Genomic DNA, 13,275 nt, shown 5'->3' on the forward strand with positions numbered 1-13,275 from the left:
CCGTGATCCACTCCGTCGACGAGTTCCTGACCGCCTCTTCCTCGGCCGGGCAGCGGAGTGCTGAGGCTGACCGCATCGTCGTCCAGGGAGCCCGCGAGCACAACCTCGACAGCGTCGACGTGGAGCTGCCGCGCAACGCCTTCATCGTCTTCACCGGGCTCTCCGGTTCGGGGAAGTCCTCACTGGCCTTCGACACGATCTTCGCCGAGGGCCAGCGCCGCTATGTGGAATCGCTCTCTGCCTACGCGCGGATGTTCCTGGGCCGGGTGGACAAGCCCGACGTCGACTTCATCGAGGGGCTCTCCCCGGCGGTCTCGATCGATCAGAAGTCCACTTCCCGGAACCCGCGCTCCACGGTGGGCACCGTCACGGAGATCCACGACTATCTGCGTCTTCTCTGGGCCCGGATCGGGGTGCCGCACTGCCCGGAATGCGGGGAGAAGATCGACCGGCAGACCCCTCAGCAGATCGTGGACCAAATCCTCGCACTGCCCGAACGCACCCGCTTCCAGGTCCTCGCTCCGGTGGTCCGCGGACGCAAGGGCGAGTTCAAGGACCTCTTCCGGGACCTCTCGGGGGAGGGGTTCTCCCGGGCGGTGGTCGACGGCGAGCTGATCCAGCTCGATGAGCCGCCCACGCTGGAGAAGCAGTACAAGCACCAGATCGACGTCGTGGTGGACCGGCTGGTCATCCGTGAGGGGATGCGCCAGCGCCTGACCGATTCGATCGAGACCGCACTGCGCCTGGCCGACGGCCGGGTGAGTGTGGACCTGGTTGACCTGGCCGAGGACGGCTCGGCCGAGAACCCGGACCGGGTGCCCGAGGGGCTCCAAGGCCCGAAGCTGCGCTCCTTCTCCGAGAACCTGGCCTGCCCGAACGAGCACCCGCTGCCGATCGACGAGATCGAACCCCGGTCCTTCTCCTTCAACTCGCCCTTCGGCGCCTGCCAGACCTGCTCGGGCATCGGCTCCCGGCTGGAGGTCGACGAGGAACTGGTCATCCCCGATGACACGCTCACCCTCGAGCAGGGGGCGATCGCCCCCTGGCACCGCGGCTCGGCGACCGCCGAATACTGGCAGCGGCTGATCCGCGGGCTGGCCGAGGAACTGGACTTCGACCTCAAGACCCCGTGGAAGCAGCTGCCGAAGAAGGCCCGCCAGGCCCTGCTGCACGGGCGCAACCACAAGGTCGTGGTCCAGTACCGCAACCGCTTCGGACGCGAACGCAAATACTCCACGGGATTCGAGGGCGTGATCGCCTATATCCACCGCAAATACGAGGAGACCGAGTCCGATCACGCCCGTGATCACTATGAGCAGTACATGCGGCAGATCGCCTGCCCGGACTGTGCCGGTCAGCGGCTCAACCCGGCCTCCCTCTCGGTGCTCGTCCAGGGGCGGTCCATTGCGGAGGTCTCGGCATGGCCGCTTCAGGACATCGTCGCGTTCTTCCGCACCATCTCGCTCTCCGCGCGGGATGCGAAGATCGCCGAACAGGTGCTCAAGGAGATCCTGGCCCGGCTGACCTTCCTGCTCGACGTCGGCCTGGGCTATCTCAACTTGGAGCGCGCCGCGGGCACGCTCTCCGGCGGCGAGGCCCAGCGCATCCGGCTGGCCACCCAGATCGGGGCCGGACTGGTCGGTGTCCTCTATGTGCTCGACGAGCCCTCCATCGGTCTGCATCAGCGGGACAACACCCGGCTGATCCAGACGCTGACGCGGCTGCGTGACCTGGGCAATACGCTCATCGTGGTCGAACATGATGAGGACACCATCGCCGAGGCCGACTGGGTGGTCGATATCGGTCCCGGTGCCGGCGAGCGCGGTGGGCGCATCGTCCACTCCGGATCTGTGGCGGGGCTGCGGGAGAACTCCGGCTCCATCACCGGTGACTACCTCGCCGGACGGCGGCTGATCCCGGTACCCGAGCAGCGCCGAGCGATCGATCCGCAGCGCAGTCTGCGCATTGTCCAGGCCTATGAGAACAATCTGCGCGATGTCAGCGTGGACATTCCGCTGGGTGTTCTGGTGGGTGTCACGGGCGTCTCCGGTTCGGGGAAGTCGACGCTGATCAATGAGATCTTCTACCGCGCCCTGGCCAATAAGCTCAACAACGCCAGGCAGGTACCTGGCCGGCATCGCCGGATCGAGGGCACCGAGCATCTGGACAAGATCATCCATGTGGATCAGAGCCCGATCGGCAGGACTCCGCGGTCGAACCCGGCCACCTACACCGGGGTGTTCGATCATATCCGTAAGCTCTTCGCGGAGACCTCCGAGGCGAAGACCCGCGGGTACCAGCCGGGCCGCTTCTCCTTCAACGTCAAGGGCGGGCGCTGCGAGGCCTGCGCCGGTGACGGCACGCTGAAGATCGAGATGAACTTCCTGCCCGATGTCTTCGTCCCCTGCGAGGTGTGCCACGGAGCCCGGTACAACCGGGAGACCCTGGAGGTGAAGTACAAGGGCAAGAACATCGCCGAGGTCCTCGATATGCCGATCGAGGAGGCCGCGGAGTTCTTCGCCGCGTTCACCCCGATCGCCCGGCATCTGAACACATTGGTCGACGTCGGGCTGGGCTACGTGCGTCTGGGGCAGTCCGGCACCACGCTCTCCGGCGGTGAGGCCCAGCGGGTGAAGCTGGCCGCCGAGCTGCAGAAGCGGTCCAAGGGCCGCAGCATCTACGTCCTCGATGAGCCGACCACGGGCCTGCACTTCGAGGACATCCGCAAACTGCTCGGCGTGCTGCAGGGGCTGGTGGACAAGGGCAACACCGTGGTGACGATCGAGCACAACCTCGACGTCGTGAAGTCCTGCGACTGGCTCATCGATCTCGGCCCCGAAGGAGGCACCGGCGGTGGGCTGATCGTCGCAGAGGGCACCCCGGAGCAGGTCGCCGCCGCGCATGAGGAGTCAGGTTCGCACACCGGACGCTTCCTCGCGCCGCTGCTCTGAGGCGCAGATAGACTTGAGCGCGGCGGGGCACCGCTGAGCTCTGCGCACCGATACCGTTGCACAACCGTTTCAGTGAGGACATCGTTTCAGTGAGCACAGAACGAGCGACCGCCGAGGAGGCTGCGGAGTCTGTGAAGTCCGCGGCCCGGCGCAAGACCAGGCTGCTGACCCACGGGGCTGTCCGCAGCACCTTCGCGACGATGCTGCGGCTGAGCTGCCGTCCGGTGATCACCGGGATGGACAACGTGCCGGCCGAGGGCGGCTTCATCGTCGCCAGCAACCACCTCTCCTTCTTGGACTCGGTGCTGATCCAGGCCCTGTTCCCCCGGCAGGTCAGCTTCTTCGCCAAAGCCGAGTACTTCACCTCACCCGGGTTGAAGGGCCGCGGCATGCGCATGTTCTTCGAATCGGTCGGCTCAGTGCCGGTGGAACGGCAGAAGCAGTCAGCCTCGGTGGAGGCGCTGCACGAGCTCGGCCGCATCGCCGCTGAGGGCTACGGGGTGGGGATCTACCCCGAAGGCACCCGCAGCCGGGACGGCCGGCTCTACCGCGGAAAGAACGGGGTGGGGTGGCTGGCCCTGGCCACCGGTCTGCCGGTGGTCCCCGTCGGACTGGTGGGCACCGAGAAGCTCCAGGCCGCCGATTCCCACACCATGCGGCCAGCACGTTTCGAGATGCATGTGGGCGCGCCGCTGCGGTTCGAGCACCTGGGTCAGAAGCACCCGCTGCCGGTGCGCCGCGAGGCCACTGCACAGGTGATGGACGCCATCGCCGCGATGTCCGGGCAACAACGCGCCGAGGGGTACAACGCCCCGCCTGCCGCCGCCCAGCACGACTGATGGCCGACCCCCGCAGCTACCGGCCCCGGCCCGGAGAGATCCCCAGCAACCCGGGGGTGTACCGGTTCATCGACCCGCATGGGCGGGTGGTCTACGTGGGGAAGGCGAAGAACCTGCGCTCGCGGCTCAACAGCTATTTCGCCGACCCCGACGGGCTGCACCCGAAGACCTATGCGATGGTGCATGCGGCCTCCTCCGTGGAGTGGACAGTGGTGGGCTCCGAGCTCGAGGCGATCCAGCTTGAGTACACCTGGATCAAGCAGCACACGCCGCGGTTCAACATCATGTACCGCGATGACAAGTCCTATCCGTACCTGGCCGTGACCATGAACGAGACCTTCCCCCGGGTGCAGGTCATGCGCGGAGACCGGCGGCCCGGGGTGAAGTACTTCGGCCCGTTCCATCCGGCCAAGGCCATCCGCGAGACGGTGGACACGATGCTGCGCGTGTTCCCCGTCCGTTCCTGCTCAGCCGGGGTCTTCCGCCGAGCCGAGGCCTCCGGGCGGCCCTGCCTGCTGGGATACATCGACAAATGCTCCGCGCCCTGTGTGGGGCGGATCAGCGCCGAGGACCACCGTGAGCTGGCCGAGGAGTTCTGCGAGGTCATGGCCGGGCGCCCGGGTCCGCAGATGCGCCGCCTCGAAGCGGAGATGAAGGAGGCCGTGGCCGATCTCCGGTATGAGGACGCTGCCCGACGTCGTGATGATCTCCAGGCGCTGCGCCGGGTCTTCGAGCGCAACGCCGTGGTCCTCTCCGAGGAGACGGAGGCCGATGTCTTCGCGGTGGCCGAGGATGAGCTGGAAGCCGCCGTGCAGGTCTTCCACATCCGTCAGGGCCGGATCCGTGGTCAGCGCGGCTGGGTGGTGGAGAAGGTCGAGGAGACCGACGAGGCCGGGCTGATCGAGCAGCTGCTGCTGCAGGTCTACGGCGCCATCGGCGACGCCGAACGCATTCCCCGCCAGGTGTTGGTGCCCACACTGCCTGACCAGGCCGAGGACGTCTCCGCCTGGCTGCGCACCCAACGGGGGGCGGCTGTGGACCTGCGGATGCCCCGCCGCGGTGACAAGGCGGCCCTGCTGGGCACCGTCCGGGAGAACGCCGAGCAGGCGCTGAGCCTGCATAAGGCCCGCCGGACCTCGGACATCACCACCCGGTCCCAGGCGCTGCGCGAGCTGCAGGAGGCCCTGGATGCTCCGGAGCCGCTGCTGCGCATCGAGTGCTTCGACGTCTCGCACACCTCGGGGACGCACGTGGTGGCCTCCATGGTGGTGCTGGAGGACGGTCTGCCGACCCGCCGGGACTACCGCCGCTTCTCGATCCGTGGCGAGGCCGCCCGTGATGACACCTCAGCGATGTACGACGTCATCTCGCGGCGTTTCGCCCGCCACCTGAAGCAGCAGGCAGAGCAGGAGTCCGCGGTCACCGAGGCCGTCGAGGGGCTCGAGGAGTCTGAACAGATCGGGCAGGCCGGGCAGGAGCCCGCGGAAGGTGCCGCGGAAGGCGCCGCGGAAGATGACGACGCCGCGCCGCGTGCGGACACCACCACCGACCGGCAGGCGTCCCGGTTCGCCTACCCGCCGAGCCTCGTCGTCGTCGACGGCGGCCAGCCGCAGGTCGCCGCCGCACAGCAGGCCCTCCACGACCTCGGCATCACGGATCTTCCCGTCATCGGCCTGGCCAAGCGGCTCGAGGAGGTCTGGCTGCCCGATGACGAGTTCCCGATGGTCCTGCCGCGCGGCTCCCAGGCGCTGTACATGCTCCAGCGAGTCCGCGATGAGGCCCACCGCTACGCCATCGCCTACCACCGTTCCCGGCGCTCGCAGGAGATGACCCGCTCCGCCCTGGATGAGGTGCCCGGGCTCGGCCCCGCCCGGCGCAGCGCCGTCGTCGAGCATTTCGGGTCGGTGGCTCGGCTGAAGGAGGCCACCGTGGAGCAGATCGCCGAGGTCCCCGGGGTCGGGGAGGCGACGGCCCGGCGCATCCTCGACCACCTGCAGGCCGACGGCTAGGCTGGAGAACTATGAGCGACGGACTGACACCGGTGAAGCCCCCCGAGAACGAGCTGCTGATCGTCACGGGCATGTCGGGCGCCGGTCGGACCACGGCCGCCCACGCGCTGGAGGACCTCGGCTGGTACGTCGTCGAGGGGATGCCCACTGAGCTGATCCCCACCATGATGGACCTCATCGCGCGCAATCCCGGTTCGGTGGAGAAGCTCGCCGTCGTCGTCGACGTCCGCTCCCGCGGGCTCTACACCGACATCCTCGGCGCACTGGAGCAGATCCGCACGGCGGGGATCAGCTACCGTGTGCTGTTCCTCGACGCCTCTGATGAGCTGCTGGTGCGCCGTTTCGAGCAGGGACGCCGGCCGCATCCGCTGCAGGGCTCCGGGCGGATCCTCGACGGCATCACCGCCGAGCGGGAGACCCTAAAGGACATCCGCAACGGTGCCGAGATCGTGCTGGACACCACGGATCTCAACGTCCACGGGCTGGCCGCGGCAGTCACCGACCTGTTCAGCGAGGACGGTCCGATCACGCTGCGGCTGAACGTGATGAGCTTCGGCTTCAAATACGGTGTGCCCGCCGATGCGAACTTCGTCGCCGATGTGCGCTTCGTGCCGAACCCACATTGGGTGCCGGAGCTGCGTCCGCTCACCGGCCAGGACTCCGCGGTGCGTGACTACGTGCTGGTCGACGCCGGGGCCGAGGAGTTCGTCGCCCGGTATGTGGAGGCGCTGCGCCCGGTGCTGGAGGGCTACCGGCGGGAGAACAAGCACTATGCGACGATCGCGGTCGGCTGCACCGGAGGCAAGCACCGTTCCGTGGCCATCTCCGAGGAGCTGGCCCGTCGGCTGCAGCAGACCTCGAACGTCACGGTCAACACTGTGCACCGTGATCTGGGACGGGAATGAGCATCGACCGGCTGACCCCACGGACGACTCCGACGGCGACGCGGAGTTCCTACCGTGTGACTGCGCTCGGCGGCGGTCATGGCCTCTCAGCCTCGTTGGCGGCGTTGCGTGTCATCGCCGCCGAGCATCTGACTGCTGTGGTGACGGTGGCCGACGACGGCGGCTCCTCCGGCAGACTCCGTGAGGACATGGACGTGCTGCCTCCCGGTGATCTGCGGATGGCCCTGGCGGCGCTCTGTGACGACACCGAGTGGGGCAGGACATGGGCTGCGGTCATGCAGCATCGTTTCTCCTCCCGCGACGGCGTCTCCGGGCCTTTGGACAATCATGCGATGGGCAATCTGCTGATCGTCGCGCTCTGGGAGCTGATCGGTGATCATGTCGAGGGCCTGCGCTGGGCAGGAGCGCTGCTGGGGGCCAGGGGTCAGGTGCTGCCGATGTCCCGGCATCCGCTGACCATGTCGGGCCTGGTGCATCCGCCGCAGGGCGGGGAACCGGTCCGTGTGCAGTCTCAGGCTGAGCTGGCCCGTGCCGGGCGGGTGGGGCGCGTCTCCGATGTGCGGATCCAGCCGGCGGAGGCGGAGGCCTGCGCGGAGGCCGTCTCGGCCATCGAGCTCAGTGACTGGGTCGTCTTCGGCCCCGGCTCCTGGTACACCTCAGTGCTGCCGCACCTGCTGCTCGCCGATCTCCGGGAGGCGCTGATCGGCACCGAGGCCCGCCGCTGCGTGGTGATGAATCTTGAGGCCGGTTCGGACGGGGAGACCGACGGGATGACCCCGGCCGATCATCTTCAGGTGCTGGGGCACTACGCTCCGGGGCTGCGGATCGACCGTTTCATCGCTGATGAGGCCTGTGTGAAGACCGCGGACCGGCCAGCCTTCGAAGAGGCCGCCCGCGCACTCGGCGGCCAGGTCAGCTACCATCACATCCGCAGAGATGATCATCCGGCGGTCCATGATCCGCTGCGCCTGGCCATCGCCTTCGGCGAGGTCTTCGGCAGCTGATCGTCTCCGCAGCTGACACAATCCACGACACCGACGAGGACACGCATCCATGGCCCTGACCGAATCGGTCAAAGAAGAGCTCTCCCGGCAGGAGGCCGCCACCACCTCGGAGCGGAAGGCCGAGGTCTCGGCGATGCTCCGGTTCGCCGGCGGCCTGCACCTGATCTCGGGTCGCATCGTGATCGAGGCTGAGCTCGACCACGCGGCCACCGCTCGTCGTCTGCGCGCGGCGATCTCCGAGGTCTATGGGCACGGCTCGGAGATCATCGTGGTCACCGGCTCCGGGCTCAAGAAGGGCAGCAGGTATGTGGTCCGCGTGGTCCGCGAGGGGGAGACGCTGGCCCGGCAGACCGGTCTGCTGGATGCCCGCGGCCGCCCGATCCGGGGGCTGCCCTCGACGGTGGTCAACGGGTCGGTCGCCGACGCGGTGGCCGCTTGGCGCGGTGCGTTCCTGGCCCACGGCTCGCTGACCGAGCCGGGACGTTCTTCCTCTCTGGAGGTGACCTGCCCCGGCCCCGAGGCCGCCCTGGCTCTGGTGGGTGCGGCACGGCGTCTGGACCTCACGGCCAAGGCCCGCGAGGTGCGCAGCGTCGATCGGGTGGTGCTGCGTGACGGCGACGCCATCGCCGCACTGCTGACCCGTATGGGTGCCCACCAGACGCTGCTGGTGTGGGAGGAGCGGCGGATGCGCAAGGAGGTCCGCGCCACGGCGAACCGTCTGGCGAACTTCGACGACGCCAACCTGCGCCGCTCGGCCCAGGCCGCAGTGGCCGCCGGTGCTCGGGTGGAGCGCGCCCTGGAGATCCTGGGAGAGGACGTCCCCGAGCATCTGCGGTACTCGGGGGAGTTACGCCTGCAGCATAAGCAGGCCTCTCTCGATGAGCTCGGTCGGCTGGCCGATCCGCCGATGACCAAGGATGCCATCGCCGGGCGGATCCGCCGTCTGCTGGCGATGGCGGACAAGAAGGCGGCCGAACTCGACGTCCCCGGTACGGAGGCGCACGTGACCTCGGAGATGGTCGACGACTGATGACGCGGGGTTCACCCGCCGCCTGTGCTGGACATAGGATGAACGATGAAGACACCCACGATGAGGAGGTCACTCATGGCTGAGCAGACTCAGTACACCCTGCCTGAGCTGGACTACGACTACGGCGCGCTGGAGCCGCACATCTCCGGCCGCATCATGGAGCTCCACCACTCCAAGCACCACGCCACCTACGTCAAGGGCGCCAACACCGCTCTGGAGCAGATGGCCGAGGCCCGCGAGAAGGGTGACTTCAGCACGATCCCGAAGCTGGCCAAGGACCTGGCCTTCAACCTCGGTGGTCACACCAACCACTCGATCTTCTGGAAGAACCTCTCGCCGGAGGGTGCTGAGCGCCCCGAGGGTGAGCTGGCTGCCGCCATCGACGAGCACTTCGGCTCCTTCGAGAGCTTCCGCGACCAGTTCACCAACACCGCGCTGACGATCCAGGGCTCCGGCTGGGCGATCCTGGCCTATGAGCCGATCGGCGGCAACCTGGTGATCGAGCAGTTCTACGACCAGCAGAACGGTGTGCCGGTGGCCACCACCCCGCTGCTGATGTTGGACATGTGGGAGCACGCCTTCTACCTGGACTACCTGAACGTCAAGCCGGACTACGTCAAGGCGTTCTGGAACATCGTGAACTGGGAGGACGTCGCCCAGCGTCTGGCTGCGGCACGTGCGGGAGCTTCGGCGCTCATCACTCCGTGACGTCGGCGACTCTCCGGCCCGATGAGGCCTCGTCTATGAGATGATGAGGCCAGGACAAACTTCATATCAGCGTTCTGCAGACCAACCTGAGAACAACGACGTTGTTGGGGGTCAGCGCGGGGCCCGGGCCGTGGCGGTCCGGTGTCCCGGGCTGATCCCTGACTCGTCTCTGGGGAGTTCTGTGCCCAGTGGACGGTGAACCCAGGAAGGAATGACATGGCGACGACCATCGCAATCAACGGTTTCGGACGTATCGGACGCACCGCGTTCCGCATCCTCGAGCAGCGTGACGACCTCCAGGTCGTGGCGATCAATGACCTCACGGACGCCGAGGACCTGGTGTTCCTCACGAAGTACGACTCAGTGATGGGCCGGTTCGACGGCGACATCCGCGCCGAGGGCGAGAACCTCGTCGTCAACGGTCGTTCCGTCCGCCTGACCCAGGAGAAGGACCCGAAGGATCTGCCCTGGAGCGAGCTGGGCGTGGACATCGTGCTGGAGTGCACCGGCAAGTTCAACAAGGGTCCGGCGGCCAAGGCGCACCTGGAGGCCGGAGCGAAGAAGGTCATCCTCTCGGCCCCCGGCAAGGAGGTCGACGCCACCCTGGTGATGGGCATCAACGAGAACGACTTCGACGCCTCGACGATGGACGTCGTCTCCAACGCCTCCTGCACCACCAACTGCCTGGCGCCCCTGGTGAAGGTCCTCTCCGACGAGTTCGGCATCGTCGAGGGTCTGATGACCACCGTCCACGCCTACACCGGTGACCAGCGTCTCCACGACGCCCCGCACCGTGACCGCCGCCGTGCCCGTGCCGCCGCGGTCTCCATGATCCCGACCTCCACCGGTGCCGCTGCGGCCATCGGGACCGTCATCCCGGAGGTCGCCGGCAAGCTCGACGGCTACGCGATGCGCGTGCCGGTCATCGACGGCTCGGCCACCGACCTGACCGTCACCGTGGAGTCCGAAGGCGTGACCGCTGAGCAGGTCAACGCAGCCTTCCGCCAGGCCGCCGAGGGGCCGCTGAAGGGCCTGCTGCACTACAGCGAAGACCCGATCGTCTCCCACGACATCATCGGAGACCCGCACTCCACGATCTTCGACGCCCCGCTGACGAAGGTCATCGGGCGCACGGTGAAGGTCGTGGGTTGGTATGACAACGAGTACGGCTACTCCTGCCGTCTGGTGGACCTGGCCGCCCACGTGGCTGCGGCCCTCTGAGCGGCGAGATTCACCCGAAGTTCATCACGTGGAAGGAAGGCCCCGTCCAGCCCGGATCGATACCATCGATCCAGGTCCCGGACGGGGCCTTCCGTGTTGTGCAGATTGGTAGTGTGTGACCTATGACAGCTCAGACTCTGGATTCCCTGCTGGCCGACGGTGTGGCCGGGCGGCGTGTACTGGTCCGTTCAGACCTCAATGTGCCTCTCGACGGGGATGCCGTCACCGATGACGGCCGCATCCGTGCCTCGCTTCCGGTGCTGGAGAAGCTGGCCCAGGCCGGTGCGCGGGTGCTGGTGGCCGCTCATCTGGGACGCCCCAAGGGTGCCCCGGATCCGGCGTTCTCGCTGGCTCCGGTGGCCCGGCGCATGGCTGAACTCACACAGGTGCCGGTGCAGGCCGCCTCGGACCTGGTCGGGGAGGACGCCCGGGCGCGCAGCGAGGCTCTGGCTGATGGGTCCATCCTGCTGCTGGAGAACGTGCGGTTCGATCCCCGGGAGACGTCCAAGGACGACGTGCAGCGCCGGGAGTTGGCCGGTGAGCTGGCCGGTCTGACCGGTCAGGACGGGGCCTATGTGGGGGATGCCTTCGGCGCAGTGCACCGTCGTCACGCCTCCGTCGTGGACATCACTGCGCAGCTGCCCTCGTATCAGGGTGATCTGGTACGTGATGAGCTGCAGGTGCTGCACCGGCTCACCGAGGCTCCGCAGCGGCCCTACACTGTGGTGCTGGGCGGTTCGAAGGTCTCTGACAAGCTGGCGGTCATCGAGAGCCTGATGACCCGTGCGGATACGCTGCTGATCGGCGGCGGAATGGTCTACACGTTCCTCAAGGCTCAGGGCTATGGGATCGGCCAGTCCCTGGTGGAGGATGACAAGGTCGAGACGGTCCGAGGATTCATCCAGGAGGCCGAACGGCTGGGCTGCCGCCTCATCCTGCCCACTGACATCGTGATGGCCTCGGAGTTCTCGGCGGAGGCTGAGCATACGGTGCTGCCCGTCGAGGCACTGGAGTCCGGGGCCTTTGGCGATCAGGCCTTGGGGCTGGACATCGGCCCGGAGTCGGCGCAGCGTTTCGCCAAGGAGATCGTGGACTCGAACACGGTGTTCTGGAACGGGCCGATGGGCGTGTTCGAGCTGGAGCCCTTTGCCCACGGTACTGCGGCGGTGGCCCGGGGGCTGACGGAGACTGAGGGCTTCACCGTGGTCGGCGGCGGCGATTCCGCAGCGGCAGTGCGCAGCCTCGGCTTTGACGAGTCCGGTTTCGGGCATATCTCCACCGGCGGCGGAGCCAGCTTGGAGTACCTGGAGGGCAAGAACCTGCCGGGGATCGACGCGCTGACCAGCTGAGGATGCTGACCAGCTGAGGATATCGACGACGAGGCAAGGAACTCAGATATGACTGCACAGAAGGACGGACAGTTTGTGCGCCGGCCGCTGATCGCCGGCAACTGGAAGATGAACATGGACCATATGCAGGCCGTGGCCTTGGTCCAGAAGCTGGCCTGGACGCTCGATGATGCCGGGCATGACTATGACCGTGTGCAGGTCTCTGTGTTTCCGCCGTTCACTGATCTGCGCGGAGTCCAGACTCTGGTGGCTGGTGACCGCCTGAGGATCGACTACGGCGCGCAGGATCTCTCGGATAAGGACTCCGGTGCCTACACCGGTGACATCTCGGGGCGATTCCTCCAGCGGCTGGGCTGCACGCAGGTGCTCATCGGTCATTCGGAGCGTCGTGAGGTGCACGGGGAGTCGGATGGGCTGCTGAACGCGAAGATCCGCGCCGCACTGGCCCACGAGCTGGTGCCGGTGCTCTGCGTCGGTGAGGGGCTCCAGGTGCGCAACGCCGGCGAACATGTGAGCCACACCTTGGCTCAGCTCGACGGCGCTCTGGAGGGCCTCTCGGCCGAGGAACTGGCGGAGCTCGTCGTCGCCTATGAGCCGGTCTGGGCGATCGGCACCGGTGAAGTGGCCGGTCCGGAGGATGCCCAGGAGATGGCCTCGGCGATCCGAGCGCATCTGGCCCAGCGTTACTCTGAGGAGTTCGCGGCGGGGGTGCGCGTGCTCTACGGCGGATCGGTGAAGTCGTCGAACGTCGCCGCCATCCTGCGTGGCGCCGACGTCGACGGCGCGCTGGTGGGCGGGGCGAGCTTGGAGGCCGAGGAGTTCGCCAAGATCGCGACCTTCGAGAAGCATCTGGTGACGGAGTGAATGCACGGGTGAGGGCCCCGGCGGGTGCCGTGTCTGACGGGCGCGCAGCTGACGGGGTATCCTGGATGACTGCACCTGTTCCGGACCACGGAGAAAGGCCGACGTGGACGCACTGACTCTCGCCCTTCAGATTCTTCTGGCGGGCACCAGCCTCCTGCTCATCCTGCTGATCCTGCTGCACAAGGGCCGCGGCGGCGGTATGTCGGATATGTTCGGCGGTGGAGTCACCTCCTCCCTGGGCTCTTCGGGTGTCGCGGAGCGGAACCTCAACAGGCTCACCATCACCCTGGGGATCGTCTGGGGGCTGACTGTGGTCGCTCTCGGTCTGCTGATCCAGGTCAACGTCGACATCTGATCAAGGACAGCATCTGACTCGCGCCGCGTCGGCGCTGAGA

11 protein-coding genes are annotated in these 13,275 nt (G+C 67.3%); all 11 read left to right on the top strand.

What is annotated here, in order from left to right; genetic code table 11:
* The first annotated feature begins 26 nt into the window (after window positions 1–26).
* Window positions 27–2,951, top strand: coding sequence for an excinuclease ABC subunit UvrA (uvrA, locus tag RIL96_RS03280; protein ID WP_310547711.1), 2,925 nt, complete (start codon window positions 27–29; stop codon window positions 2,949–2,951).
* Between the two features lie 161 nt (window positions 2,952–3,112).
* The gene (locus tag RIL96_RS03285; RefSeq protein WP_374761842.1) at window positions 3,113–3,790 is read left to right on the top strand and encodes a lysophospholipid acyltransferase family protein; all 678 of its coding nucleotides are present in this window, start codon (window positions 3,113–3,115) and stop codon (window positions 3,788–3,790) included.
* Window positions 3,790–5,799, top strand: a complete 2,010-nt coding sequence (gene uvrC / locus RIL96_RS03290; RefSeq protein WP_310547572.1) for an excinuclease ABC subunit UvrC — start codon at window positions 3,790–3,792, stop codon at window positions 5,797–5,799. The genes RIL96_RS03285 and uvrC overlap by 1 nt, the downstream gene beginning before the upstream one ends.
* Before the next feature lie 11 nt (window positions 5,800–5,810).
* Entirely contained in the window at window positions 5,811–6,704 is an 894-nt protein-coding gene (rapZ, locus tag RIL96_RS03295) for an RNase adapter RapZ (RefSeq protein WP_310547573.1), read from the top strand.
* A complete protein-coding gene (locus tag RIL96_RS03300) occupies window positions 6,701–7,708 on the top strand; it encodes a gluconeogenesis factor YvcK family protein (RefSeq protein ID WP_310547574.1) in 1,008 nt (335 codons plus the stop codon). The genes rapZ and RIL96_RS03300 overlap by 4 nt, the downstream gene beginning before the upstream one ends.
* Window positions 7,709–7,757: 49 nt before the next feature.
* On the top strand, window positions 7,758–8,738 hold the full coding sequence (gene whiA, locus RIL96_RS03305; RefSeq protein WP_310547575.1) for a DNA-binding protein WhiA: 981 nt from the start codon (window positions 7,758–7,760) through the stop codon (window positions 8,736–8,738).
* Window positions 8,739–8,813: 75 nt separating this feature from the next.
* The gene (locus RIL96_RS03310) at window positions 8,814–9,446 is read left to right on the top strand and encodes a superoxide dismutase (RefSeq protein ID WP_310547576.1); all 633 of its coding nucleotides are present in this window, start codon (window positions 8,814–8,816) and stop codon (window positions 9,444–9,446) included.
* Between the two features lie 216 nt (window positions 9,447–9,662).
* On the top strand, window positions 9,663–10,667 hold the full coding sequence (gap, locus tag RIL96_RS03315) for a type I glyceraldehyde-3-phosphate dehydrogenase (RefSeq protein ID WP_310547577.1): 1,005 nt from the start codon (window positions 9,663–9,665) through the stop codon (window positions 10,665–10,667).
* Window positions 10,668–10,789: 122 nt separating this feature from the next.
* Window positions 10,790–12,016 (top strand): phosphoglycerate kinase, encoded by a 1,227-nt coding sequence (locus tag RIL96_RS03320; protein ID WP_310547578.1) that lies wholly within the window; start codon window positions 10,790–10,792, stop codon window positions 12,014–12,016.
* Window positions 12,017–12,064: 48 nt separating this feature from the next.
* On the top strand, window positions 12,065–12,880 hold the full coding sequence (gene tpiA / locus RIL96_RS03325) for a triose-phosphate isomerase (RefSeq protein WP_310547579.1): 816 nt from the start codon (window positions 12,065–12,067) through the stop codon (window positions 12,878–12,880).
* Between the two features lie 103 nt (window positions 12,881–12,983).
* Window positions 12,984–13,235 carry a preprotein translocase subunit SecG gene (gene secG, locus RIL96_RS03330; protein WP_310547580.1) on the top strand — a complete coding sequence of 84 codons (252 nt, stop codon included), beginning with the start codon at window positions 12,984–12,986 and terminating at the stop codon, window positions 13,233–13,235.
* Window positions 13,236–13,275: the final 40 nt, after the last annotated feature.

Source organism: Nesterenkonia aerolata, from assembly GCF_031470965.1.
Taxonomy (GTDB): domain Bacteria; phylum Actinomycetota; class Actinomycetes; order Actinomycetales; family Micrococcaceae; genus Nesterenkonia; species Nesterenkonia aerolata.

Coding starts and splice junctions, on each gene's coding strand:
- uvrC (WP_310547572.1), top strand. CDS start 3,790: ATGGCCGACCCCCGCAGCTACCGGCCCCGGCCCGGAGAGATCCCCAGC.
- rapZ (WP_310547573.1), top strand. CDS start 5,811: ATGAGCGACGGACTGACACCGGTGAAGCCCCCCGAGAACGAGCTGCTG.
- RIL96_RS03300 (WP_310547574.1), top strand. CDS start 6,701: ATGAGCATCGACCGGCTGACCCCACGGACGACTCCGACGGCGACGCGG.
- whiA (WP_310547575.1), top strand. CDS start 7,758: ATGGCCCTGACCGAATCGGTCAAAGAAGAGCTCTCCCGGCAGGAGGCC.
- RIL96_RS03310 (WP_310547576.1), top strand. CDS start 8,814: ATGGCTGAGCAGACTCAGTACACCCTGCCTGAGCTGGACTACGACTAC.
- gap (WP_310547577.1), top strand. CDS start 9,663: ATGGCGACGACCATCGCAATCAACGGTTTCGGACGTATCGGACGCACC.
- RIL96_RS03320 (WP_310547578.1), top strand. CDS start 10,790: ATGACAGCTCAGACTCTGGATTCCCTGCTGGCCGACGGTGTGGCCGGG.
- tpiA (WP_310547579.1), top strand. CDS start 12,065: ATGACTGCACAGAAGGACGGACAGTTTGTGCGCCGGCCGCTGATCGCC.